The sequence below is a fragment of the Pseudomonas sp. Soil_N_39 genome (assembly GCF_057655955.1).
Genome location: NZ_JBDGLI010000005.1, coordinates 95,537 through 117,650 on the forward strand (window position 1 = coordinate 95,537; position 22,114 = coordinate 117,650).

The 22,114-nt window shown below is 61.5% G+C and carries 21 protein-coding genes; 14 read left to right on the plus strand and 7 right to left on the minus strand.

The window, feature by feature from the left end; genetic code table 11:
* Positions 1–81: 81 nt before the first annotated feature.
* On the minus strand, positions 82–831 hold the full coding sequence (locus tag AC3A5O_RS09720; protein WP_122569041.1) for a helix-turn-helix transcriptional regulator: 750 nt from the start codon (positions 829–831) through the stop codon (positions 82–84).
* A 135-nt stretch (positions 832–966) separates the two neighbouring features.
* Between AC3A5O_RS09720 and AC3A5O_RS09725 the strand changes: the two genes are divergently transcribed.
* Entirely contained in the window at positions 967–1,785 is an 819-nt protein-coding gene (locus AC3A5O_RS09725; RefSeq protein WP_122569040.1) for a UDP-2,3-diacylglucosamine diphosphatase, read from the plus strand.
* 124 nt (positions 1,786–1,909) lie between these two features.
* Here AC3A5O_RS09725 and AC3A5O_RS09730 read toward each other — a convergent pair whose 3' ends face one another.
* Together AC3A5O_RS09730 and AC3A5O_RS09735 are read right to left on the minus strand one after the other, a co-directional pair.
* Positions 1,910–2,500 (minus strand): HD domain-containing protein, encoded by a 591-nt coding sequence (locus tag AC3A5O_RS09730; RefSeq protein ID WP_305470222.1) that lies wholly within the window; start codon positions 2,498–2,500, stop codon positions 1,910–1,912.
* 12 nt (positions 2,501–2,512) lie between these two features.
* Positions 2,513–2,824 (minus strand): Mpo1-like protein, encoded by a 312-nt coding sequence (locus AC3A5O_RS09735; protein WP_122569038.1) that lies wholly within the window; start codon positions 2,822–2,824, stop codon positions 2,513–2,515.
* A 160-nt stretch (positions 2,825–2,984) separates the two neighbouring features.
* Between AC3A5O_RS09735 and AC3A5O_RS09740 the strand changes: the two genes are divergently transcribed.
* Positions 2,985–4,046 carry an AraC family transcriptional regulator gene (locus tag AC3A5O_RS09740; protein WP_122569037.1) on the plus strand — a complete coding sequence of 354 codons (1,062 nt, stop codon included), beginning with the start codon at positions 2,985–2,987 and terminating at the stop codon, positions 4,044–4,046.
* Here AC3A5O_RS09740 and AC3A5O_RS09745 read toward each other — a convergent pair.
* The gene (locus tag AC3A5O_RS09745; protein WP_122569036.1) at positions 4,003–5,457 is read right to left on the minus strand and encodes a TrkH family potassium uptake protein; all 1,455 of its coding nucleotides are present in this window, start codon (positions 5,455–5,457) and stop codon (positions 4,003–4,005) included. The two genes, AC3A5O_RS09740 and AC3A5O_RS09745, sit on opposite strands and share 44 nt — an antisense overlap.
* Positions 5,458–5,618: 161 nt before the next feature.
* On the opposite strand from AC3A5O_RS09745, the gene AC3A5O_RS09750 reads away from it, so the two are divergent.
* Positions 5,619–6,188, plus strand: coding sequence for an NAD(P)H nitroreductase (locus AC3A5O_RS09750; protein ID WP_305491892.1), 570 nt, complete (start codon positions 5,619–5,621; stop codon positions 6,186–6,188).
* A 219-nt stretch (positions 6,189–6,407) separates the two neighbouring features.
* Here AC3A5O_RS09750 and AC3A5O_RS09755 read toward each other — a convergent pair whose 3' ends face one another.
* From AC3A5O_RS09755 to phhA, 3 genes are all read right to left on the minus strand, one after another.
* A complete protein-coding gene (locus tag AC3A5O_RS09755) occupies positions 6,408–7,601 on the minus strand; it encodes an amino acid aminotransferase (RefSeq protein ID WP_487753153.1) in 1,194 nt (397 codons plus the stop codon).
* Positions 7,601–7,957 carry a 4a-hydroxytetrahydrobiopterin dehydratase gene (locus tag AC3A5O_RS09760; protein ID WP_003184087.1) on the minus strand — a complete coding sequence of 119 codons (357 nt, stop codon included), beginning with the start codon at positions 7,955–7,957 and terminating at the stop codon, positions 7,601–7,603. The genes AC3A5O_RS09755 and AC3A5O_RS09760 overlap by 1 nt, the downstream gene beginning before the upstream one ends.
* 99 nt (positions 7,958–8,056) lie before the next feature.
* Positions 8,057–8,842 (minus strand): phenylalanine 4-monooxygenase, encoded by a 786-nt coding sequence (gene phhA, locus AC3A5O_RS09765; RefSeq protein ID WP_122569033.1) that lies wholly within the window; start codon positions 8,840–8,842, stop codon positions 8,057–8,059.
* A 310-nt stretch (positions 8,843–9,152) separates the two neighbouring features.
* On the opposite strand from phhA, the gene AC3A5O_RS09770 reads away from it, so the two are divergent.
* From AC3A5O_RS09770 to flgH, 11 genes are all read left to right on the plus strand, one after another.
* Positions 9,153–10,706 carry a sigma-54-dependent transcriptional regulator gene (locus AC3A5O_RS09770; protein WP_122569032.1) on the plus strand — a complete coding sequence of 518 codons (1,554 nt, stop codon included), beginning with the start codon at positions 9,153–9,155 and terminating at the stop codon, positions 10,704–10,706.
* Positions 10,707–10,836: 130 nt separating this feature from the next.
* On the plus strand, positions 10,837–11,538 hold the full coding sequence (locus tag AC3A5O_RS09775; RefSeq protein ID WP_122569031.1) for a WbqC family protein: 702 nt from the start codon (positions 10,837–10,839) through the stop codon (positions 11,536–11,538).
* Between the two features lie 52 nt (positions 11,539–11,590).
* Positions 11,591–15,127 (plus strand): glycosyltransferase, encoded by a 3,537-nt coding sequence (locus AC3A5O_RS09780; RefSeq protein WP_487753154.1) that lies wholly within the window; start codon positions 11,591–11,593, stop codon positions 15,125–15,127.
* A 44-nt stretch (positions 15,128–15,171) separates the two neighbouring features.
* Positions 15,172–15,900 carry a class I SAM-dependent methyltransferase gene (locus AC3A5O_RS09785; RefSeq protein ID WP_122569029.1) on the plus strand — a complete coding sequence of 243 codons (729 nt, stop codon included), beginning with the start codon at positions 15,172–15,174 and terminating at the stop codon, positions 15,898–15,900.
* Complete coding sequence (locus tag AC3A5O_RS09790; protein ID WP_122569028.1) at positions 15,897–16,745, plus strand: NAD-dependent epimerase/dehydratase family protein; 849 nt, start codon at positions 15,897–15,899, stop codon at positions 16,743–16,745. Before AC3A5O_RS09785 ends, AC3A5O_RS09790 begins: the two co-directional genes overlap by 4 nt.
* The gene (locus AC3A5O_RS09795; RefSeq protein ID WP_487753155.1) at positions 16,742–17,719 is read left to right on the plus strand and encodes an ATP-grasp domain-containing protein; all 978 of its coding nucleotides are present in this window, start codon (positions 16,742–16,744) and stop codon (positions 17,717–17,719) included. The genes AC3A5O_RS09790 and AC3A5O_RS09795 overlap by 4 nt, the downstream gene beginning before the upstream one ends.
* Entirely contained in the window at positions 17,700–18,377 is a 678-nt protein-coding gene (locus AC3A5O_RS09800) for a metallophosphoesterase family protein (RefSeq protein WP_122569026.1), read from the plus strand. Before AC3A5O_RS09795 ends, AC3A5O_RS09800 begins: the two co-directional genes overlap by 20 nt.
* 51 nt (positions 18,378–18,428) lie before the next feature.
* Positions 18,429–19,580 (plus strand): dTDP-4-amino-4,6-dideoxygalactose transaminase, encoded by a 1,152-nt coding sequence (gene rffA, locus AC3A5O_RS09805; protein ID WP_122569025.1) that lies wholly within the window; start codon positions 18,429–18,431, stop codon positions 19,578–19,580.
* A 174-nt stretch (positions 19,581–19,754) separates the two neighbouring features.
* Positions 19,755–20,492 carry a flagellar basal body rod protein FlgF gene (locus AC3A5O_RS09810; protein WP_122569024.1) on the plus strand — a complete coding sequence of 246 codons (738 nt, stop codon included), beginning with the start codon at positions 19,755–19,757 and terminating at the stop codon, positions 20,490–20,492.
* A gap of 49 nt (positions 20,493–20,541) precedes the next feature.
* Entirely contained in the window at positions 20,542–21,327 is a 786-nt protein-coding gene (flgG, locus tag AC3A5O_RS09815; protein ID WP_305483016.1) for a flagellar basal-body rod protein FlgG, read from the plus strand.
* Between the two features lie 72 nt (positions 21,328–21,399).
* Positions 21,400–22,095, plus strand: coding sequence for a flagellar basal body L-ring protein FlgH (gene flgH / locus AC3A5O_RS09820; RefSeq protein ID WP_122569023.1), 696 nt, complete (start codon positions 21,400–21,402; stop codon positions 22,093–22,095).
* The last annotated feature ends 19 nt before the right edge of the window (positions 22,096–22,114 follow it).

Genomic DNA, 22,114 nt, shown 5'->3' on the forward strand with positions numbered 1-22,114 from the left:
GTTCCCCCTCACAGATTGCAGTATTTAAGCGCGGGTGGGGCGGCAGGGTCTGTCGCGATCCTAGCGATTTTTAACGCGCATCTAGCGTTGGCGCCGCAGCTTGCCCGGCGAGGCACCGAACTCTCGCAGCACCGCCGCGGCGAAAGCACTCTGAGAGCTGTAGCCGACCCGGTGGGCGATCTCGCCGATGGGCAGGTCCGACTCGCGCAACAACGCCACGGCCTGATGCAAGCGGCGGCTGCGGATGTACTCCATTGGGGTTTGTCCGCACTCGGCGATGAAGCGCGCATGCAGGCGTGCGCTGGAAAGGCCGGCGACCCGCGCCAGGTCCGCCACTTGCAGCGGGTAGGCGGCGTTCTGGTCGATGTGGGCGTTGAGCGCGGCGTAGGGCAGGCGCCGGCCACCGAGGGTGTGCTGGCGAACGCCATTGAGACTCGCCAGCAGCAGCACCGCGCCTTGCTGGGCAATCACCGGGTCGTCCACCGGGCTGCCCGCCAGCCAACTGACCAACTGGCTTTGCCCCGCGTCCAAGGGCAGGCGAGCGCTGTCGTCGAGCAAGCGGCGACTGGCGTCGGCATGATCCCCCAGGCATTGCCCGACCCAATCGTCACTGGGCACATCCAACACCAGGCAGCGACTGCCCTGGGGACTGCCACAGGCATGATGGGCTCCGGCGGGTACCACCACGAAACTCTGTTGCACCACCTGGCTGCCACGCCCTTCGACCTCGAAGTCCAGCGCGCCGGACAACCCGAACACCAGTTGCGCGTGGTCGTGGCTGTGGACAATCAAATCGTGGCTGTAGTGGCGTAGCGTGAGGATCGGTCGCATCGCGGTCTCCCGGGTCAGGCCGCCAGCATACACCGAGGGCACACCGCCTCGCGCTGTCATGGAATGGACTTGTGTTTGTCATGGGTCATTAACCGCTGGCGTGCACAGTGGCGAAAACGATCAGAGGGTTGCCCAATGACCAGCGCCGAGCTCGCCAAACCCAGCCGCAAGCAGCGTGTTCGCACCCTGTGGATTTCCGATGTGCACTTGGGCACCCGGGATTGCCAGGCCGAGCACTTGTCGCAGTTTCTCAAGGGCTACCACGCCGACAAGATCTACCTGGTGGGTGACATCATCGATGGTTGGAAATTGCGCGGTGGCATGTATTGGCCCCAGGCCCACACCAACGTCATTCGCCGCTTGCTGACCATGAGCAAGCGCGGCACCGAAGTGATCTACGTCACCGGCAACCATGACGAATTCCTGCGGCGCTATTCGAAGTTGATCCTGGGCAATATCCAGTTGGTGGACGAAGCGGTGCACGTCACTGCCGATGGCCGGCACCTGTTGGTGATCCATGGCGACCAGTTCGACGTCATCACCCGTTACCACCGTTGGTTGGCGTTCCTCGGTGATTCGGCCTACGAGTTCACCCTCACGCTGAACCGCTGGCTCAATCATTGGCGGGCCCGTTATGGCTACGGCTACTGGTCGCTGTCGGCGTACCTCAAGCACAAGGTCAAGACCGCTGTCAGCTTCATCAGCGATTTTGAAGAAGCCATCGCCCACGAGTGTGTGAAGCGCGAGCTGCATGGCGTGGTCTGCGGGCACATCCACCATGCCGAGATGCGTATGGTGGGTGAGGTGGAATACCTCAATTGTGGCGATTGGGTCGAATCCTGCACCGCGCTGATCGAGCATTGGGATGGGTCGATCGAGTTGTATCGGTTGGCTGAGGCCCAGGCGCGGGAGGCGTTGGTCAAAGCTGAGTTGAAAGTGACCGAGCCGGTGTAGGCCTTCATGACGCCATCGCGGGCAAGCCTTGCTCCCACATGTACTCACTGTCTATGAGAGCAGGCAACACCTGTGGGAGCAAGGCTTGCCCGCGATGGACCGCGCAGCGGCCCCCAGAAATCTGTCAGCCAGAAGGCTGCTCCGTCATCGCCGCCTTGTAGATCGACTGCTTCGGCGCGGCAAACACCCTTTCCAGCATCGGCTCGAAGAAACTCAACGGCAGTGTGTCGTACTCGGGATCGAACGCCGCTGCGTCATATTTCGCACAAAAGTCGACCGTCGCCTGGTACTGCGGATGTTCGAAAAACTGCTCGCGCAGGTACCGGTCCATGCCCAGGTGATGGAAGAAGTAATAACCCTGGAAAATCCCGTGCTTCTCCACCATCCACAGGTTCTCGGCGCTGACGAAGGGCTTGAGGATCGCCGCGGCGATGTCCGGGTGGTTATACGAACCGAGGGTGTCGCCGATGTCGTGGAGCAGGGCGCAGACCACGTATTCCTCGTCCCGCCCGTCCCGGTAGGCGCGGGTGGCGGTTTGCAGGGAATGGGTCAGGCGATCCACCGGGAACCCGCCGAAATCGCCGTCCAGCAGTTTCAAGTGGGCCAGGATCCGCCCCGGCAATTGCCGTGCGTAGGCGCTGAAGTCGGCCGCGATGATCGCCCAGTCTTGTTGAGTCCCTTCCTGCATGTGGGTAAAGCGCGCATGGTTGCTCATGGGTAGTCCTTATCAGAACGCGACCTTGCCCCGCAGCATGTCGCGGTACATGACGAAATCGCCGAGCAGGCTGTAGAGCGGATGCTGGAAAGTGGCGGGACGGTTCTTTTCGAAGAAGAAGTGCCCGACCCAGGCGAAGCCGTAGCCGGCGACGGGCAGGGCGAGCCACAGCCACCCGCTACCCACGACGAGGGCGAGGACGAACACCAGGATGACCAGGGAGGTGCCGATGAAATGCAGTCGTCGGCAGGTGCTGTTGCTGTGTTCGCTGAGGTAATACGGGTAAAACTCGGCGAAGGTATTGAATCGTTTAGCGTTTTCCACGACGGCTGACTCTGTGGTTATTGTTCTGGCGACCGATGCATCCAGCGGCTTACTTTGAGTCTAGAGCCATGATGTGCAACAGCCAGTGACAATCAGCGCCACTTTAGTATCCTTCGCAAATCCAGCCGTACCCTGCGGCTCGTCATGCAAGTAAAACGTCATGAGCGAACGAACCACTTCTTCAAGCTGGGCTATGGGGATTGTCAAGGCGTTGGAAATGGACGGCCTGGATTGTCGGGTGCTGTTCAAGCAACTGGGGCTGGACTTTGATGCACTGGACGATCCGGATGCGCGTTTCCCCCAGGATTCGATGACGCGGCTCTGGCAACGGGCGGTGGAATTGTCGGGTAACCCGGCCATTGGCTTGAACATGGGTAAGGTGGTGCGCCCAGCCTCGTTCCACGTGGCGGGTTACGCCTTGATGTCCAGTCGCACCCTGGTGGAGGGTTTCCAACGGCTGGTGCGTTACCAGCGGATCATTGCCGAAAGCGCCGACTTGAGTTTTCGCCAGTTGGAAGAGGGCTACGGGTTGATCCTGACGGTGCATGGCGACCATCTGCCGCCGACCCGTCAAAGCGCCGAAGCGTCCCTGGCGTGTGCGCTGGCCCTGTGCAGTTGGTTGACCGGGCGCACCCTGCGCCCGGTGAAGGTGTTGTTCCAAGGCGCGGAGCCCTCGGACCCGGCGCCTTATCAGCGAGCCTTCCCCGCGCCGCTGGTGTTCGGTGCGCCTTATGACGCGCTGATCTTTGAACGGGCCGACATGGAGGCGCCGCTGCCGACGGCCAACGAAGCCATGGCCCAGCTTCACGACCGGTTTGCCGGGGAGTACCTCGCGCGTTTTTCGGAAAGCCGCGTGACCCACAAGGCGCGACAAGTATTGTGTCGGCTGCTGCCCCAGGGCGAACCCAAGCGAGACGTGGTGGCGCAGACGCTGCACCTGTCGCAGCGCACCTTGCAACGGCGCTTGCAGGAAGAAGGCACCAGTTTCCAGAGCCTGCTCGAAGACACCCGTCGCGAACTGGCCGAGCAGTACCTGGCGCAGTCGGGCATGACGTTGCTGGAGATCGCCTATCTGCTGGGGTTCGCCGACCCGAGCAATTTTTTCCGGGCGTTTCGCCGCTGGTTCGACACCACACCCGGCGAATACCGGGCGCGATTGGCTAGCCAGCCGGAACCGGTCAGTGGCGCCAGAACGCCGGGATACACAGCACGAACACCGTGATGATCTCCAATCGGCCCAGCAGCATGCCCGCCGACAGAATCCATTTGGCCGCGTCCGGCAACGGTGCGAAGTTGCCGGCCGGTCCGATGGTTTCCCCCAGCCCCGGGCCGACGCCCGACACGGTACTGGCCGCGCCGGTCAGGGCCGTCATCCATTCCACCCCCAGCAGTGACAGCAGCAGGGCGATCACGCAAATGGTGATGGCAAAGAAGAACGAGAACGTGAGGATCGAACGGACGATCTCTTCGTCGAGGCGATGACCGTTGTATTTCTGCTTGATCACCGCGCGGGGGTGGATCAGTTGATTAAGGTTGGCCCGAAGCAGGATGTAGGCGACCTGGAAGCGGAAAATCTTGATCCCGCCGGCCGTCGACCCCGAACAACCGCCAACGAACCCCAGGTAGAAGAACAGCATCAGCGAGAAATTGCCCCACAGGCTGTAGTCCCCCAGGGCGAAGCCGGTGGTGGTGACGATGGACGTCACGTTCAGCGCCACGTGCCGCAGCGCGTCCAGCCAATGCAGGTCGGTGGTGGCCCAATACCAGGTGCCGAGCACCAGCCAGGTCACCAGCAGCACGCCGATAAGCCCCTGGACCTGCTGGTCCTTGATCAGCGCCCGGCGATTGCCTCGCAGCGTCGAGACATACAGGGCAAACGGCAGGCTGCCGAGGATCATGATGACGATGGCGACCCAGTGCACCGCCGGTTGGGTCCATTTGGCCAAGGACAGGTCCGAGGTGGAGAAACCGCCGGTGGAGATCGCCGACATCGAATGGTTGATAGCATCGAACAGGCTCATCCCGGCCCACCAGAGCGCCAGGGTGCCGAAAATGGTGATGCCCACGTAGGACGCCACGATCAGCCGCGCCACCATGTGGGACCGGGGCATGACTTTTTCCGAGCGGTCCGACGACTCGGTCTGGAACAGCCGCATGCCACCAATGCGCAGCAAGGGCAGGATCGCTACCGCCATGCCGATGAAGCCGATACCGCCGAGCCAGTGCAGCAACGAGCGCCACATCAGGATGCCCGGAGACATGGTGTCCAGGCCGCTCAGCACGGTAGCGCCGGTGGCGGTGATGCCCGACATGCTTTCGAAGAACGAGTCCGTATAGCTGATGTGCTGGGTCAGCAGGAACGGCAGCGCAGCGAAGATGCACACCACCAGCCAGCTGCTGACGGTCAGCAGGTACATGTCCCGCGGTCGCAGGTGGATGTGTTCCGGGCGCCCGGGAAGCACCAGTGCCAGGCCGGCGACGAAGGTGATCATGCTCGACCAGAGGAACGACGGCAGGTCGCGGGTGCGCTCGAAGACCATCAGCGTGATCATGGGCACAACCATGAAGATCGCCAGGGTGATCAGGAAGATGCCGATGATGAAACCAATGATCCGCAGGGTCGGCAACGCCATGAAGTCCGCTCAGGCTGAAAGGGAAGGGCGCCATTCTACCTGCGACAAGCGGCATGTAAACCAGCAGCCGGCGGGGCCTGGGCGCCTGGCCGCGGAATTTGCGCTAACGGACTCGCCGCACAGCAACTAGAATAGCCAAACATTTTTTCAGGAGGTGGCCGATGCAGGCTCTCGACGCTTTGCTCAACCGTGTTTCCGTCCCGCGCCTGGTGGAGCCGGCCCCCACGCCGGAACAGCGCGAACTCATGTTCGCCGCGGCCATGCGCGCGCCGGATCACGGCCAGTTGCGGCCATGGCGCTTTCTGACGATCGAGGGGCAGGCGCGGCATCGCATGGGCGAACTGCTGGCCGAAGCGGCGAAGTTCAATGACCCGCTGGTACCCGAAGCCGTCGTGGAAAAAGCCCTCAACGGCCCTTTGCGCGCGCCCCTGGTCGTGGTGGTGATCGCCCGCCTGCAGGACCATTTCAAAATCCCGAAATCCGAGCAACTGCTGGCGGCCGGCTGCGCGGCCCATGGCATCTTGTTGGCTGCGTACGCCCAAGGTGTCGGTGGGGTGTGGCGTACCGGTGAGCTGGCGTATTCGCCGCATGTGGCCAGGGGACTGGGTCTTGAAGATGGGGAAGAGGTGATCGGATTCCTCTATCTGGGCACGCCGCAGAAAGAAGCGCGTACGGCACCGCAGGAAGATGTTGGGCAGTTTGTCCGCGAGTGGACTGGCCCGCAGGTCTGACGTCTGGCGCAGCTTCTGTGATGAAGAGGACTTATCTGTGGCGAGGGGATTTATCCCCGTTGGGCTGCGCAGCAGCCCCCAAGAATGCCTGGATAGAGGCAGCCTGACACTCCGAGGTGTCGGGTTTAGGTGCTGCTTCGCAGCCCAGCGGGGATAAATCCCCTCGCCACAAATAAATCCCCCACCACAAAGGGACGTGTTCAGCTATTTAAGGGCTGGTTATCTGCAAACGTCCGCAATCGCCTCTGCCAACAGATCCAAACGCGTGGCGTCGATGCCGGCCACATTGGCCCGGCCGGTGCCGACCATGTAGACGCTGTGGCGCTCGCGCAGATGCTTGACCTGTTCCGGCGTCAGGCCAGTGTAGGAAAACATCCCACGTTGCACGCCGATATGGGCGAAGCGCTCGCGCAAACCATGGAGTTCGAGGGCTTCCAGCAAGCCGCTGCGCAATTGCGCGATGCGCAGGCGCATGGTCTGGACTTCATCGGCCCACAGGCTTTTGAGTTCCGGGTTGCCGAGGATGGTCGCCACCACGGCCGCGCCATGGTCCGGCGGCGTCGACCACAGGTTGCGGGCGATATTGGCCAGTTGGCTGCGGATATCCAGCAGCTTCTCGCCATCCCGGGCGCAGACGATCAGCGCACCGGTACGGTCGCGGTACAGACCGAAATTCTTCGAACAGGAACTGGTGACCAGCACTTCCGGCAGGGCCTGGGCAAACAGCCGGACCGCCCAGGCGTCCTGCTCCAAGCCATCGCCGAAGCCTTGGTAGGCAAAGTCGATCAGCGGTAGCAGGTCGCGGCTGCGCACCACCTCCAGCACCTGACGCCATTGCTCATGGGACAGGTCGAACCCGGTGGGGTTGTGGCAGCAGGCGTGCAGTAGCACCACATCGCCTTTGGGTGCCTGGCTCAGGGTCGCCAGCATCGCCTCGAAATCCAGGCGGTTATCGGCGCCCACATACGGGTAGTGACTGACCTTGACCCCGGCCGCGGCGAAGATGGTTTCGTGGATCGGCCAGGTCGGGTTGCTCAGCCATACGCCACGGCCCGGCAGGCACTGGGCGATGAAGTCGGCGCTCAGGCGCAGGGCGCCGGTGCCGCCCGGTGTCTGGGTGGCGCCGGCGCGTTTTTCGCTGATCAACGGCGAGTCGGCCCCCAGCACCAGCGCATTGATCAACTGGCCGAACGCGGCGTCGCCATGGCCGCCGATGTAGGTCTTGGTGGTCTGGCGATCCACCAGCCGCTGCTCGGCCTGCTTCACTGACTGAAGAATCGGCGTCAGGCCCTGGGCGTCCTTGTAGACCCCCACGCCCAGGTCGAACTTGCTCGGGTTGCTGTCCGCCCCGTAGGCCTCCATCAGGCCGAGGATCGGGTCGCCGGGTACCCGGCCGATGGCATCGAAATGCATTACTTGCGGCCCTCGGCGGTCTTGGCCACGTCATCGGTGCGGGCGGCCATGATGAAGTCATTGCGGTGCAGGCCCTTGATGGAGTGGCTCCACCAGGTCACGGTGACTTTGCCCCATTCGGTGAGCAGGCCTGGGTGGTGGCCTTCGGCCTCGGAGATCTCGCCGACGGCATTGGTGAACGCCAGGGCGTGCTTGAAATTCTTGAACAGGAAAACTTTCTCCAGTTGCATCACGCCGTCGCGCACTTCGATGTTCCAGTCGGGGATCTGCTTGATCAGCACCGGCAGTTCTTCGTCGCTGACTTGCGGGGCATCGGCGCGGCAGGCTTCGCAATGGGCTTGGTTCAGAGTGTTCATGGTGTGTTCCTGGATCGAATATTTGGAAAACGTCGATGCACCCACGCTAAAGCAAAGCCGCGTTGTGCAACAGACTCAATTGGGCTTAAAAGATGCGGTTCACGCTGCTTTTGGTGGGAATTTCGGGGCATGCAAGCCCAGCTCCCGACCGCGCTTGACCATGCCCATGATGTCTTCGTGGGCCAGGTCGAACAGCCGCTTGAGCTCGGGCAGCACGAAATACACCGGTTGCAGGATGTCGATGCGATACGGCGTGCGCATGGCTTCCAACGGATCGAACGCTTGATGCTCCGGCTCGTCCGACAGGCAGTACACAGTTTCCTTGGGCGAAGACAGGATGCCGCCGCCGTAGATGCGCCGGCCCTGCGGGGTCTGCACCAGGCCGAACTCGATGGTCATCCAATACAGGCGCGCCAGGTAAACCCGTTCTTCCTTGGACGCCTGTAGGCCGAGCTTGCCGTAGGTGTGGGTAAATTCCGCAAACCAGGGGTTGGTCAGCAGCGGACAGTGGCCGAAGATCTCGTGGAAAATGTCCGGCTCTTGCAGGTAATCCAGCTCTTCCCGCGTACGAATAAAGGTCGCCACCGGAAACTGCTTGCTGGCGAGCAATTCGAAGAAGGTCTGGAAGGGGATCAGCGCCGGTACCCGGGCGACTTGCCAGCCGGTGGTCGCGCCTAGCACCTTGTTGATTTCGTCCAGTTGCGGGATGCGGTCGTGGGGCAAGCCCAGCTTGTCGATGCCGTCCAGGTATTCCTGGCACGCACGGCCTTCGATGACTTTCAGCTGGCGGGTGATCAGCGTGTTCCACACTGCGTGTTCTTCGGCGGTGTAGTGGATAAAACCTTGCGCATCGGGCTCGCGGGCCACGTACTGCGTCTGCTTCATGCTGTTCTCCTGCTGATTTCCCTCAGGGGGAAGGCTGTTTGTTTTTATGTCCAGCGATGCATTAGAGATAACGCGAAGCAGGGATGTGTGCAGCCGGCAGACGAGAGTTCGTATGGCGATAACGAGGCAATTTCGTAAAGTTTTCGTTACGTATTGAGCGGTGCGTCGATGTTGTCGGGATTTTTGACTGGGAAATGGCCTACAGCTGTCACATAATCTTGACGTTTATTTGCGCTGCCATGCAGAAAACCTTGTGGTGAGGGAGCTTGATGGCGCGCCTTTCTATATCAATACGCACCCGGGCCTTTTCATGCGCATCAAAGTCCATTGCCAGAACCGCATCGGTATCCTGCGAGACATCCTCAACCTGTTGGTGGAGTACGGCATCAACGTCGCCCGGGGGGAGGTCGGTGGTGAGCATGGCAATGCGATCTACTTGCACTGCCCGAACCTGATCAACATCCAGTTCCAGGCGTTGCGTCCGAAATTCGAAGGCATCGCCGGGGTATTTGGCGTCAAGCGCGTAGGCCTGATGCCCAGCGAGCGTCGGCACATGGAACTCAACGCCTTGCTCGGCGCTCTGGAGTTCCCAGTGCTGTCCATCGACATGGGTGGCTCCATCGTCGCGGCCAACCGGGCGGCGGCGCAGTTGCTCGGGGTGCGTGTCGATGAGGTGCCGGGGATTCCCCTGTCCCGCTACGCCGAGGATTTCGACTTGCCGGAACTGGTGCGCGCCAACCAGTCGCGCATCAACGGCCTGCGGGTCAAGGTCAAGGGCGATGTGTTCCTGGCCGACATCGCGCCACTGCAATCGGAACACGACGACAGCGAAGCCATGGCCGGGGCGGTGCTGACCCTGCACCGGGCCGACCGGGTCGGCGAGCGGATCTACAACGTGCGCAAGCAGGAGCTGCGCGGCTTCGACAGTATTTTCCAGAGCTCGAAGGTGATGGCGGCGGTGGTGCGTGAGGCCCGGCGCATGGCACCGCTGGACGCGCCGCTATTGATAGAAGGCGAAACCGGCACCGGCAAGGAACTGCTGGCGCGTGCCTGTCACCTGGCCAGTCCGCGCGGGCAATCGCCGTTGATGGCCCTCAACTGTGCCGGGCTGCCGGAGTCCATGGCCGAGACCGAATTGTTCGGCTACGGCCCCGGTGCCTTTGAAGGCGCACGGGCCGAAGGCAAGCTCGGCCTGCTGGAGTTGACCGCCGGCGGCACGCTGTTCCTCGACGGGGTAGGAGAAATGAGCCCGCGCCTGCAAGTGAAATTGCTGCGCTTCCTGCAGGACGGTTGCTTCCGGCGCGTTGGCAGCGATGAAGAGGTGTACCTGGATGTCCGGGTGATCTGCGCCACCCAGGTCGATTTGTCCGAACTCTGCGCCCGGGGCGAATTCCGTCAGGATTTGTACCATCGCTTGAACGTGCTTTCGTTGCACATCCCACCCCTGCGCGAATGCCTCGATGGCCTGGCGCCGCTGGTGGAGCACTTCCTCGACCAGGCCAGCCGCCAGATCGGCTGTGCGCTGCCCAAGCTGGCCCCGGCGGCGATGGAGCGTCTGAGTCACTACCACTGGCCAGGCAATGTCCGGCAGTTGGAAAACGTGCTGTTCCAGGCCGTTTCCCTGTGCGATGGCGGCACGGTGAAGGCCGAGCATATTCGTTTGCCGGACTACGGTGTGCGCCAACCCCTTGGCGATTTCTCCCTCGAGGGCGGGTTGGACGAGATCGTCGGACGCTTCGAGAAAGCCGTGCTGGAGCGCCTGTACGCCGATCATCCCAGCAGCCGGCAACTGGGCAAGCGGCTGGGGGTTTCCCATACGACCATCGCCAACAAGTTGCGTGAATATGAGGTGGGCAAGGACTGAGCCTTGGCGGGGGCGTTTTTTCCCTGGTATGGGATTTGCTAGATCGTGGCTGTCCCCCGCTTATTCAGAGTAGGTGGCGATTTTTTGACAGGGCTGAGGCCCGGTTTCGGCTGCGTACGTGAGGCTCAGGATGCAAAAAAAAATAGCTGTGGTGCAGTCGAACTACATCCCTTGGAAGGGGTATTTCGATCTGATCCGCAGCGTCGATGCGTTCATCCTGTACGACGATGTCCAGTACACCCGGAGTGACTGGCGCAACCGCAACAAGATCAAGACTGCCCAGGGTGAGCATTGGCTCAGTATTCCGGTCAAGAAGAAGGGCCGTCTCGGACAGTTGATCAATGAAGTCCAGATCACCAGTGCGGATTGGGCCGCCGCGCACTGGAAGACGATTGAGCAGAGCTACCGGCGCGCACCGTGCTTCGCCCAGATGGAGGCGCCGATTCGCGCGCTCTACGAGCAGGCAGCCGACCTCACCCACCTGACTCGCATCAACCACCTGTTCATCGCCGGCTTGTGCCCCCTGCTGGGCATCCATACACCGCTTCACCGTTCCGAGGACCTGGGTGGCGTAGAGGGCAAGAACGAACGCCTGATCCATCTCTGCCAGGCTCTCGGGGCCAACGAATACCTCTCTGGACCCGCCGCCAGTCACTATCTCGACGAAGCGGCGTTCGCCGCCAACGGGATCGCCGTGTCGTACATGAGCTATGCCGGTTATCCCGAGTACCCGCAGGTGTATGGCGAGTTCCAGCACGCGGTCAGCGTCATCGACCTGTTGTTCAACACCGGCGCGGATGCATCGGCTTTTCTGGAGAAAAGGGCTGCCTGAGCGGGCCTTGCCAGTGACACCCTTTTTGATTTGATTCTGGAGATTGCACCCGATGTCGAACCTTGCGCAGCTGGACGCTCATTCGCTTGAACAGGCGCTGGCGCGTCTGCGGCTGATGTATGCCAAACCCGAGCATCCGTACTACTTCCTGGCGCCGGCCTACCGTGAGTCGTCGTCGGGCGTCGTCTCGCTGCACTACCTCTGCCACATGCTCAATCTCAGTGGTCGTGAGGCCTACATCTGCGGTACCGAAGTGGTCAATCCAGACCTCAAGACACCCGTGATCGATTCCGCAATCAAACAGCGCCATGCGGCGGCGGGCAAGGTGCCGATCGCGGTTTATCCCGAGGTGTTCCCAGGCAATCCGCTCAACTGTTCGGTCGTGGCGCGTTTTCTCCTGAATTTCGAGGGGTTCCTCACGGGAAATGGCATGAACGCCGCGCCCACCGACCTGTTTTTCTATTACGCCGCCCGGCTCGCCGAGCATCGTGGTGACCTTGACGGTGACCTGTTGTGCCTGCCGGCGATCGATATCGAAATGTTCTCGACGGTGGGCGCCGCAGCTGTGCGTAAAGGGAGCTATCTCTACCAGAACCGCCACCCGTTGGACCAGATCGACTATGCGCTACTGCCAGCGGATGTCCGCCTGCTGAGCATGGCCAATCCCTTGTCCTTGCCTGAGCTGGCCGAGCTGCTGCGCAGTGCGGAAGTGATGTACAGCTACGAGTGGTCAATGACCTGCGTCATGGCAGTGCTGTGTGGCTGCCCGGTGATCTTCATTCCGGGGCATGGCGTCGACCAGCCACTGCTCGACAATAGTTTCTTCGGCAGCGTCGGCTTTGCCATGCTCGATCAGCCCAACCCGTTGGAACAGGCGCGGGCAAGCCTCGGTGATGCCTTGCATCGTTACGTCGAACGCACCGCGTCTTTCTGGCAGCAGCTGGACGTGTTCATTGCAAAAACCCAGGCGTCTGCCGCTCGAGAGGCGGTTGGAAATCGTCTGGGGGCGCTCGACTGGTTACGCCAACGTTACCCGACGGCGCAGCAATTGCGTCAGATCAACGAGCAGTTGGCGAGCTCGGCTGCACCCAGTTTCACTGTCCTGGTCCGCGATGACGGCAATCAGTTGGCGCTGGCTCATACCCTGGACAGCCTGGATCGACAGTTATACCAGCGCATCCATGTGTGTGTGATGGGGGCCACTGACCCGGGGCGTGCCAACGTTCATTGGCTGGCGTGCGATCCCAAGCAACCGGCAACCGCGATCAATGGCTTGCTCGAGGGCGTCCAGAGCGATTGGTTCATGCTGGTGGAGGCGGGGGAGGAGTTCATCGCCGCAGGGTTGCTGGTGACGGCTCTGAATCTGCTTGATGCGCCTGACGGGTGCCTGGCGGTGTACGCCGACGAGGCGCAGCGTACGGGCGGTGTGATCGACCTCTCGTTGCGACCCGATCTGAACCTGGATTTGTTGTTGGCGTTTCCGGCCAGCCATTCCCGTCACTGGCTGTACCGTCGTGAGGCGCTGGTGCGCTTGAGCGGTTTTGATAATGCCTGCGGTGAGGCTTTTGAATTGGCCTACCAACTGCGCTTGATCAGCGAGCAGGGCGCGGCGAGCGTCGGTCATGTCAACGAACCCCTGTTGATCGCCAATGAGGTGCGGCAGTCGGAGTGCGCGGACGAGCGTGCGGTCATCGATGCGCATCTGCAAGCGCGTGGTTACGCTCAGGCGCGAGCGATTGCGTTGGAGCCGGGCCGCTATCGTATCGACTACGGCCACGAGCGGCAGGCCTCGGTCAGTATTCTGATTTACCTGGAAGGACAGTTGGCGAATTTCCAGCGTTGCCTGGAAAGCCTGCTGACGCAGACCCGCGCGGTGGACTTCGAGGTCTTGCTGGTTGAGCCGGGCAACGACGAGCCTGCATTGCTGGAGTGGCTGGGGCTGGTCGAGGAAATGGGCGAAGGCCGGTTCCAGGTGCTGCGGTTCATGCCCGGGCAGTCGCGTGCGGCCATGTGCAATGCGGCGGCTCAAGAGGCGCGCGGCGAGTATCTGCTCTGGCTCGATGCGCAAAGCGTTGTGCTTGAGCCTGGGTGGCTGCAAGCGTTGCTCAATCACGCTCAGCGTCCGGAAGTGGGCGCCGTGGGAGGCAAATTGCAGGATAGCCAAGGCCGCATACGACAAGCGGGCCTGGTGTTGGGACAGGGCGGCGTTGTCGGTCGGGCGTTTGAGGGCCTGCCATCCCAGGCCGCAGGTTACATGGGGCGGCTTGGGCTTGAGCAGAACTGCTCCGCAGTGGGCGGTGAATGCCTGATGCTGCGGCGGGACCTGTTTCTCGAGGCCGATGGTTTCGACACCGATCCGCTGCTGGCGCCCTGGACCGATCTCGACCTGTGCCTGAAGCTGCAGCAGGCCGGTTACCTGAACGTCTGGACGCCTCACGCGCGGCTGTTGGTCAACCCGGCGGCAGATGCCCGTGCAAGTAGCGAGCAGGAGGATGTCTTGTTCGCGCGCTGGTTGCCGCAGTTGGCCCGCGACCCGGCCTACAATGCCAACCTTTCGCTGCGCGCCGGCGAAGGTTTTGTCCGGGAAAACAAGGACCTGTGCTGGTATCCCCTGCAAGGCAGCGTGCCAAGGGTGCTGGTTTTTGTCACCGAGCAGCGGGCGGGTGCTTATTCGCGACTGGTCCAGCCGTTCAGCACGTTGCTTGACGCGGGGCAAATCGAAGGCGCGGCGGTTTCGAGCCTGCTGTCGCCGGTGGAGATCGAGCGCCTGGCGCCGACGACCGTCGTGTTGCAGCGCCCCCTGGATGACGCCGGGCTGCTCGCCCTGAGCCGCCTGAGGGCGTTTTCCAAGGCCTTCACCGTCTACGAACTGGACGGCTACTTGCCGCAGATGGAATTGAAGGGCGATTACGCTGCCGATGAACTGTTGGAACGGCTGCGGTTCGGCATGCTGCAAGCCGATCGGGTGCTGGTCCCCACGCCAGCGCTGGCCGAACTGTTGCAGGGCCAGCATGACGACATCCGCGTGCTGGAAACCCTGCTGCCGGCCGCCTGGGGGCGTGTACAAAGCAAGCGAGGCATGGGGCCCAAGCCGCGCCTGGGTTGGCTGGGCGGCAAGGATACTCAACTGCTGGCGGACGTGCTGCCCGCGTTCGCTGGCGAAGTGGACTGGGTGGTGCTGGGCGACTGCCCCGCGTCACTGCAGCCTTTCCTGAAGGAACTCCATCCAGCTGTCGCGCAGCAGCAGTTGGCTGGGGCCATGGCAGCCTTGAATCTGGATCTTGCATTGGTACCCATGGCTGAAACCCTGGGTAATGCCTGCTCGGGTGACCTGCGTGTCCTGCAGCATGCCGCGTGCGGCCATCCGGTCATTTGCAGCCGGGTGCCGGGTTTTGTCGGCGGCGAGGTATTGCCGTTGTCCCGGGTCAGTAACGAGGCGCGAGACTGGATCCGGGCGATTCGCTTGCACCTGGAAGACCGTGAGGCTTCCGCGACGCTGGGGGACGCCTTGCAGTCGACGGTGCGGGCGCAATGGCTGCTCGAAGGCGAGCGCCTGGACGCCTGGCGACGAGCCTGGTTGGCCGATTGATCCCTACTAATATGACCTTGGTCGCTCAGCGGAGAACCTGTGACATGAGCAACGATCTCGATACCTTCATCGCAGCCTACAGCGACAGCTTTGGCTACGCGTTTGACAACAACATCATTCTCAATTGGTATCCCCAACGCATCATGGCGCTGTGCACCAAGGAGCAGAGCCTGCTGGAGCTTGGTGTTGGCCATGGCTTCAGCACCCACCGCTTCTCGCAGTTCTTCAGCGAGCACACAGTCATCGACGGCTCCGCATCGGTGATCGCCCAGTTCAAGTCCCAATACCCGGACAATACGGCCGAGATCGTCGAAAGTTATTTCGAGACATTCGACACCGACAAGCGTTTCGATCTCATCGTGATGGGTTTTATCCTTGAACATGTCGATGATCCACAGACCGTACTGCAAAGGTTCAAGCGCTTCCTTGCTCCGGGCGGTCGTTGCTTCGTGCTGGTTCCCAATGGCGAATCCCTGCATCGGCGGTTCGGTCATGCGGCCGGACTGCTTGGCGACATGACGGCGCTGGGCAGTGGCGATCTGGAGTTGGGCCATATGCGCAGCTACTCGCTACAGACCCTGACCGCTGAAATTGAAGCCGCGGGCCTCCAGGTAGTGCGCAAGGAAGGCGTGTTCCTCAAACCCTTCACCACCGGGCAATTGAAAGACTTGAACTTGAGTCCGGACATCATTCAAGCCATGTGCACCGTAGGTGTCGATTATCCAGAGCTGTGTTGTGCAATGATGCTGGAAGCGACAGTCACCTCGTCATGAAAAGCCTGGTCATAGGAAGTACTTCAGTCATTGGCAAGGCCGTCGCCCGGGAGTTGTCGCGCTATGGCCAAGTCAAATTGGCGGGGCGCCGGGACGCTGATATTGCCTTTGACTTGAATAGCCAGCTGCCCGGCGCCTGCGACGAGCGCTTCGACGTGGTCGTGTTGGCAGCGGCCGATTTTGGCGGCGGCCAGCCAGATGATCTGATTCGCGCCGAACGGGTCAACAGTGTCGGTACATTGGCGGCCTGCCGCCTGGCCGAACATTGCGGGGCGCGTCATTTCATTCTGCTGTCGTCGCGTTGGGCCAGTCACCAGGCGACGGATCCTTACTTTGGCATCTACTCGCTGTCCAAGCGCCATGGCGAGGAAGTGGCGAGCCTGTATTGCCAGGAGCGCGGCATGGCGTTGACGGTCCTGCGCATCAGTCAGGTCTACGATGACGGCGAGCAGTGCCGGCCTCACCAACCGTTGCTGTATGCCATTGCCGACAAGGCGCAGGTGGGGCGCACCGTCGAGCTGTATGGCAGCAACGACGCCAGGCGCAACTACTTGCATTTGAGTGACCTTGCCGAGGTCTGCGCGCGGCTGGCAGAGCAGGGTGTTACGGGCTTGTACAACTGCGGCCACCCTGACAGCCCCCGTCTTTCCGAGATTGCCCGGGCCGCGTTCGAGGCGTTTGGCAAGCCGTCGGACGTCCGCTTCCTGCCGGAAAAGAACGATATCCCAGATTTGCCTCCCTTTGACTGTGGGCATGATTTGTACGAGCAAATAGGTTTCGTCCCGCGAATCGATGTTCGCCAGGGTTTTGAGCGGATGAGAGCGCACCGGGAGAGCCTGTCATGAAGACTGTCATGGTGACAGGCGTCGGCGCCATCATGGGTTACGGCCTGCTCAAGTCGCTGCGTGCGGCGGACCCTTCTGTTCGGCTGGTCGGCACCGATATCTACGACGACGCCGTCGGTCGCGGCTGGTGCGATGTATTCGTGCAGGCTCCTTTGACCGCTGACGCGGGGTACGCCCAGTGGCTGGGCGATACGCTGGCCAGGCACGAGGTCGACCTGCTGATTCCTGGGATCGAGCAGGATGTCCATTGGCTGTCGGATAGCCGAGCGTTGTTGGCGACGTTCGATTGTCAGGTTGTGCTCAACAACCAGCGCTTGATTGATCTTTCCAAAGACAAGTGGGCCATGGACCAGGCGCTGGTGGCGCTGGGAGATGCCAGCCGTATTCCCAGTCTGCTGTCGGGGGATTTTCACGCGCTCAAGGCGGCCTTGGGCCTGCCGTTCCTGCTCAAGCCGCGCCGAAGCTACGCCTCCAAAGGGCTGGTCTGGGTTCGCGAGGAGCGCGACTTCACGCCTCACGCGGCCCTGCTCGGTGACTACCTCATGGCGCAACCCATCATTGGCAGCGCGGCCGACGAATTCACCGTGGCGGCGTTTGGCGATGGCCGGGGAGACACCGGTCCGATCATCAGCTTCCAGCGCAAGTTGGCGTCGGACGGGTCAACCGCCAAGGCCTGGGTATATCAGGACGATTCGCTGGATAAAACAGTCGCCAGGTTGTGCCGCGCCTTCAAACCGGTGGGCCCGACCAACTTGCAATTCCGTCGTGGCAGCGATGCCTCCTGGAGCCTGCTGGAGATCAATCCGCGAATATCTTCTACCAGTTCGATACGACGCGCATTCGGCTACAACGAGGCGGCCATGTGCCTGGATTTTTACCTCGATGGCAAGACATCGGGCCAGCCGATCATCCGCAGTGGTTTCGCCGTTCGTTATATAGAGGATTTCATTGTCTATGATCGGGATCATTTCTGACGTACATGGCAATTACAGCGCCTTGCGGACAGTGCTTGCCAAGCTGGATGAGCTGGGTGTCTCGCGGATTATCTGCCTGGGTGACACGGCGGGTTATTACAGCCAGGTCAATGAGTGTTGCGAGGCCCTGCGCGAACGAAACATTTTCTCCGTGATGGGCAATCATGATTGGTACCTGGCGAAGAATGAGCGCTGCCCTCGTTCCAATAGCGCCAATGCCTGCCTGGATTATCAACAGGGCGTCATCACTTCGCAGAATCTGGCCTGGCTGGGATCGCTCCCGGAGCGCTCGACCCTGCATGAATTAAGCATCGTCCATGGCGGCTGGAACGATCCGCTGGACGAATACGTACGACCCTCGCAAGCGTATTTCGCGCCGTTGCCTGGCCGCTATTTCGCCTCAGGCCATACCCACGTCCAGTACTTGTGGAGCGGGGAGGACAAGGTCTATTGCAACCCCGGTTCCGTCGGCCAGCCACGTGATGGCGATCCCCGGGCAGGCTTTGCGACCTGGGACGGTGAAACCTTCAATCTGCACCGGGTTGCATACGCGATTGGTGAAACCCAACAGGCCATGAAGAACGCCGGGTTTACCCCGTACTTTTATGAAAATCTTGATATCGGCAGTCAGATAGGCGGGCGGATCAGTGCGGTTTGAAGTTTTGTGCTGTGCGCCACCCATGACCATGCCTCCCCTGGGAAGTTTGCAATGAGCAAAGAAACGATACTCTTCAATCGCCCGTATATGACTGGCAAGGAACTGGATTACATTGCCCAGGCCAAGTTCGGCAACATGCTCGCCGGTGATGGCCCGTTCACCAAGCAGTGCCACCGCTGGCTGGAGTCCCACACGGGGTGCAACAAGGCATTGCTCACTCACTCCTGTACCGCTGCGCTGGAAATGGCCGCTCTGCTGCTGGACATCCAGCCTGGCGACGAAATCATCCTGCCTTCCTATACCTTCGTTTCCACGGCCAACGCCTTTGTGTTGCGCGGCGCGGTGCCGGTTTTCGTCGATGTACGTCCTGATACCCTGAACCTGGACGAGCGCCTGATCGAGGCGGCGATCACGTCACGGACCAAGGCGATCGTGCCCGTCCATTACGCCGGCGTGGCCTGCGAAATGGACACTATCCTGGCTATTGCGCGCAAGCATGGGCTGGCGGTGGTCGAGGACGCCGCGCAAGGGGTGATGTCAACCTACAAGGGCCGAGCCTTGGGCAGTATTGGCGACCTTGGCGCATTCAGTTTTCACGAAACCAAGAACGTGATCTCGGGGGAGGGCGGGGCGTTGCTGGCCAATGAGCCTGCCATGGCACTGCGCGCCGAGATCATTCGGGAAAAAGGCACCGATCGCAGTCGATTCTTCAGGGGCGAGGTGGACAAATACACTTGGCAAGAGGTGGGATCCTCCTTTCTGCCCGGAGAAATGACGGCAGCCTTCCTTTGGGCCCAGTTGGAAGAGGCGCAAGCCATCACCAGCCGCCGCCTGGCGGTCTGGGACCACTACCATGCCGCTTTGGCGGGGCTTGAGCAGCAAGGGTTGCTGCGTCGTCCGATCGTTCCTGAACATTGCCAGCACAATGCGCACATGTATTACGTACTCCTCGCCCCTGGCGTGGAGCGCCAGGTTGTCCTCGAGACGCTCAAGAGCCACGCGATCTATGCGGTGTTCCATTACGTGCCGCTGCATTCATCCCCCGGCGGCGCGCGCTATGGGCGTGTTCATGGCTCAATGGAAATTACCGACGGTTATTCCGAGCGGCTGCTGCGTTTGCCGATGTGGCTCGGTCTATCCAAGGATCAACAAGACCGCGTGGTCGATGTGCTCGGCAGTGCTTTGGCAGCCCTTGCCACTTAGCGGCATGACACCGCCGGTTTTTCGTCTTCGATACAACTCGGCACTGCCCTCCTAATCCCCAGAGCCCTTTGTTTCAAGGGCCTGGGCCCGCCAGAAAAAAGTTGGTCTGCAAATTGCTTAAGGCTGTGCAACACAGCAGTGGGCGGCAAACGTCCGGCATGCAGAGGAACGACAGTGGACAAGTACCTTTATGTGGCAATGACCGGCGCCAGCCAGAACGCACTGGCGCAGCGGGCCCATGCCAACAACCTGGCGAACATTTCCACCAATGGCTTTCAGAAAGACCTGGAGCAGGCGCGCTCGATGCCGGTGTTCGGCGACAGCTTTCCGGCGCGGGCGTTTGCCTTGTCCGAACGGCCTGCCACTGATTTCACCCCGGGTGCGCTGGTTCAAACCGGTCGCGACCTCGACGTGGCGGTGAGCGGGCCGGGCTGGATGGCGGTGCAGAATCCTGACGGCGGTGAAAGCTACGTGCGCACCGGCAGTCTCAATGTTGACGCCCTGGGCGTGCTGCGGGCCGGCAACGGCATGCCGGTGATGGGCAACGGCGGTCCGATCGCTGTGCCGCCGGAGCAGAAAATCGAAATCGGCCAGGACGGCACCATCAGCATTCGCGCCATGGGTGAAGGCCCGCGGGTGATGGCTGAAGTCGACCGCATCAAGCTGGTCAACCCGGACCTCAAGAACATGACCAAGACCCTGGACGGCACGATCCGTACCAAGGACGGCCAGCCGGCGCCCATCGATGCCAACGTGCAGTTGGTATCGGGTTTCCAGGAGGCGAGCAACGTCAACGCCGTGGATGAAATGACTTCGGTGCTGGCCCTGGCCAAGCAGTTCGAGCTCCACGTCAAGATGATGAACACCGCCAAAGAAGGCGATGAAGCCATGGCTCGGGTCTTGCAGATCTAACTATTAATTACAGCGCTGCGCCGAAAAACAGGCGTACGAGGAGAATCGAATGCTTCCGGCTCTATGGGTTGCCAAAACAGGTCTGTCCGCCCAGGACACCAACCTGACGACCATTTCCAACAACTTGGCGAACGTTTCGACCACGGGTTTCAAACGTGATCGCGCCGAGTTCCAGGACCTGCTGTATCAGGTAAAACGCCAACCTGGCGCCCAGTCGACCCAGGACAGCGAACTGCCGTCGGGCCTGCAAGTGGGTACCGGTGTACGCATTGTCGGCACCCAGAAAAACTTCAACGCCGGCAGCCTGCAGACCACCGAGCAACCGCTGGACATGGCCATCGACGGTCGCGGTTTCTTCCAGATCCTGCAGCCGGACGGCACCACGTCCTACACTCGCGACGGTACATTCCACCTCGACTCCAACGGCCAGATCGTCAACGCCAGCGGTTTCGCCCTGGAGCCGGCGATCATCATTCCGAACGATGCCCAGACCTTTACCGTGGGCCGCGACGGCACCGTGTCCATCACCATTGCGGGCAACCCGGCCGCACAGGTGATCGGCAACCTGCAGACCGCCGACTTCATCAACCCGGCCGGCCTGCAAGCGGTGGGCAACAACCTGTTCCTGGAAACCGCCGCCAGTGGCGCGCCGCAAGTCGGCACCCCGGGCCTGAACGGTTTCGGCACCACGCTGCAGAACACCCTGGAAACCTCCAACGTGAGCACCGTTGAGGAGATGGTCAACATGATCACCACCCAGCGCGCCTACGAGATGAACTCCAAGGTGATCTCCACCGCCGACCAGATGCTCTCGTTCGTTACGCAGAATCTGTAATCACGTCGCAACGTCCGTCATCACGTAGACAGGGCGGCCCCAGGGTCGCCTGCAACACCAAGAGGTAGGGTCATGAAACGCTTCGTATCTGTTCTGGCACTGAGTGGGATCACCGCACTCGCGGGCTGTGTCGCCCCGACACCCAGGCCCAATGACCCGTATTACGCTCCGGTGTTGCCGCGCACGCCGTTGCCGGCTGCCGCCAACAATGGCTCGATCTACCAGGCCGGCTTCGAGCAGAACCTGTACAGCGACCGCAAGGCTTTCCGGGTCGGTGACATCATCACCATCACCCTGAACGAGCGGACCCAGGCCAGCAAGAACGCCAATTCGCAAATGGACAAGACCAGCCAGACCAGCGTCGGCCTGACGTCGTTGTTCGGCTCCAGCCTGACCACCAACAACCCGATCGGTGGCGGTGACCTGAGCCTCAACGCCGGCTATGGCTCCGACCGGGCCACCAAGGGCGACAGCAAGTCCGGCCAGAGCAACAGCCTGACCGGTTCGATTACCGTGACCGTCGCCGATGTGCTGCCCAACGGCATCATCGTCGTGCGCGGCGAGAAGTGGCTGACCCTCAACACCGGTGACGAACTGGTGCGCATCGCCGGCATGGTTCGCGCTGACGACATCGCCACCGACAACACCGTTTCGTCCACCCGTGTGGCCGATGCGCGCATCACCTATTCGGGCACCGGTGCCTTTGCCGATGCGAGTCAGCCAGGCTGGTTCGACCGTTTCTTCCTCAGCCCGAAGTTCCCTTTCTAGGTGGCCCAGTTGAATCTTA